This window comes from bacterium (assembly GCA_008933615.1).
In the GTDB taxonomy this organism is placed as follows: Bacteria; CLD3; CLD3; order SB21; family SB21; genus SB21.
The window spans coordinates 1-3,065 of sequence record WBUR01000086.1; the positions used below are offsets into that span (position 1 = coordinate 1).

The window sequence follows — 3,065 nt, forward strand, 5'->3', positions numbered from 1 at the left end:
TAAATGAACAATATCCGGAAAAGACCATCCTCTGCTGCTTCATGAGTCAGGATAAAGAAAACATTAGCTATTTACGCACGCATAATATTCCAACCTATATTTTTCCGGAATCTGCGGTTGCGGCCCTTGCAGCGATGAATGAACATAGAAAATGGCGTTTAAAGCATGAAGGTACTTTTAAGAACTTTGATGTGAAGAAAGATCAGGTTAAGAAAATCATTAACCGCGCGTATAAAGAAAATCGCCTTTATCTCGGACAGAGCGAGGTATTTGAAATACTGGATGCCTATGGGTTTCGCATAGCCGCTAATACCATTGTAACAACCGAGGACGCGGCCGCCGCATTTGCAAAAAAACTTCAAAAGCCCGTTGTATTGAAAGTTCACTCGTCGACGATTGTCCATAAATCTGATGTGGGCGGCGTACAGATCGATCTTCGCAGTGAATCGGAGGTCCGCCATGGATATCAAGCCATTTACAAAAATTTAAAAGAAAAAAAATTAGACGGGCAAATCGAAGGTATTGTCGTTCAGGAAATGGTCAAAGGCGGCAAGGAAGTAGTGCTCGGTATGAATCATGATAAACAATTCGGTCCGGTTATCATGGCCGGACTCGGCGGCATTTATGTCGAGGTTCTGAAGGATGTCGCATTTAGAATTGCCCCGCTTACGGACTTCGACGCGAAAGAAATGATCGAGTCGCTTCGCAGTTATCCCCTGCTTCAGGGTGTGCGCGGTGAAAAGCCCGTCCACATTGCAACCGTCATTGAATATATATTGCGTCTGTCGCAACTCGTGATTGATATTGAAGACATCGCTGAAATTGACATGAACCCCTTCATGGTTTTTGAGTCAAAAAATGACTGCAAAATCGTTGACGCTCGAATCAAGCTTATGGATAGGCCGTAGATTACAACATATCCGCTTTTTTGCGGATGAACCACTCCGCGGACAGCAAACCTGTAAGAATGAAAAGAAGAATGATTTTATTCCACAATTCAATCTCTTTTCGCTGCTCAGTTACCAGAGGCTGAAACGGCGGTACGTTTACTATAGTATGAAAATCGTCTGGCGTGAAGAACTGCCCGCCGCTCTCCGCGGCAACATTCTTCAATAATTTTTCATTCATGTTGGTATGTAAGAGTTCGATACTAAAATTTTCAACTGCAAACTTGCCGCGGTCTCGTCCAAGCGAAACATCTTGCCGTATTGCTTCACCTTCAAAGTCATAATCCCCGGTTTCTAATCCGTTTACACTGCCTTCATAGCGCCCGTTGCCTGTTAACTCCATATTAACATCATAAATGCGGTTCGACGTTTTAATTTGGACTTTTAGATTCGCATCATTAACAGGACTGTACTGCTCATCATACACTTGGCCTGAAAATATTATTTTTTCGCCGTTCCGGTATATATTCTTTGAAGTGGATATGATCACAGGTTTTGTGTCATCCTGCGTTGTCAGCCACCGGACGGCATTGGCTATGAAACTCTGATACGCAATATTATTTCTGCCCAGTCCCGACATTATAAAATAGCTTTTCCAAAACCCATAAGGCACTACAACAATCGATTTATTCTTATTTGCTTTTTTTGAAATAATTAACGGAATATCCTTGCGCGATTTGATCACATTGCCCGCACGCGTCATATCCAACTTTACCAGAACATCGCTCCCCTCACTCGCCGTTACAGCAACCTTGCTTATCCACATAGGCGGCAGCTCCATCCACTGTTGAACCGCCTCGGCAGGATTATCGGAAACTTTCATAACGACGCTGTTTTTTCCGGTTACGGTCAGCATTGGGTAAACCAAGCTTTCGTCCAAGGTCATGTCAGGCTTCAATTCCACCGGTAAAGCGTCTTTTAATTGCTGAACTTTATTGATGTCTAATTGAATTCCATTGAACAACATAAACGGTTTCGAATCCTGCAAAATCGAATTTACGAAAGCCTGAAATTGCCCTGGATTCGAATTGGCTGTCGGATAGTCATTAAAAATATAACAATCGTAGTCGGCCGTGGTCGCGTTGGAATTGGGTTCAATAATATCAATGAACGAGCCGTCTTTTTTTTCGACCAAAGCCTTTACATGTATATCCTGATTCTCCGTGAGCGTTTTGTATAAAAAACTGTGTTCAGGGCCGGGTGAACCTGAGACCAAACACACGTTCACTCTGCTCTTAAGAACCTTGATAAAAAACGATTTTGAATTATTCTTCACGGTAAGTTCATCCTGCTGCGCAGCGACATTTACCGTGAATTTTTGGAGTCCGGCTTTATCGGCTTGGAAATCAAATGCCGCTTTCAGCGCAATTCCGTCATCAGGTATAGTGATATATTTTGTCTGAATCACTTTATTTTCTGATATTAACTGAACGCTCAACGGCTTCCCTTTATATCCAAAAGCGGCCAGTGAAACGTCAATGGGAATTTTGTTATTCAGATATACGATGTCGTTGTGTACCACCTGCGTGATTGAAACGTCCTTAGATTCCACAGGATCCCCAATGCCAATCGTATACACAGGATACCCGTAAGCTGAGGCATACGTCGTGGGATTCACACCCAGATTATATTGGCCGTCTGTCATAAGAACCGCAGCGGCAAAATTCCTTCCAAGCATCTTTTTTTTTAGCGATTCCAATGATGAGGTAATGTCCGTTTCAGAGCCATTGAAATATAAAGTGTCAAGTTCAATGATCGACGTGCTCTTAAGATCATCTGAGAATTTAAAGTACTCGATATCATACTTATCCGACAGCTTCTGCCATGCCTCCTTTTTTATTACGCTTCGAACGGCGGCCTGACGATCCGCGACTTTATCAACAATCCCCATGCTTTCTGACTGATCAACGAGGACGGCGACTACAGGACGTTCTTCCTTCTGAAATGTGAGGTCAAGAATCGGCTCGAAAAGAATACTTAGAACAAGGATAAGTGATAATGAACGAAGGCTTGCAAGAAGGTTTTTTTTAATCGGCGAGGCGGGCGGTATGGTCTCTTTATAGGACCAGAACGAAAAGGCAACTGCTGCAATGCAGAGAAAAAGAAGTATCCAAAGAC

Annotated in this window: 1 protein-coding gene; it reads left to right on the top strand. The window is 43.0% G+C overall.

Annotation, left to right across the window (positions count from 1 at the left end; translation table 11 throughout):
* Positions 1–41: 41 nt before the first annotated feature.
* Positions 42–908: a hypothetical protein gene (locus tag F9K33_16465; protein KAB2877394.1), complete on the top strand. Its 867-nt coding sequence runs from the start codon at positions 42–44 to the stop codon at positions 906–908.
* Positions 909–3,065 lie beyond the last annotated feature (2,157 nt).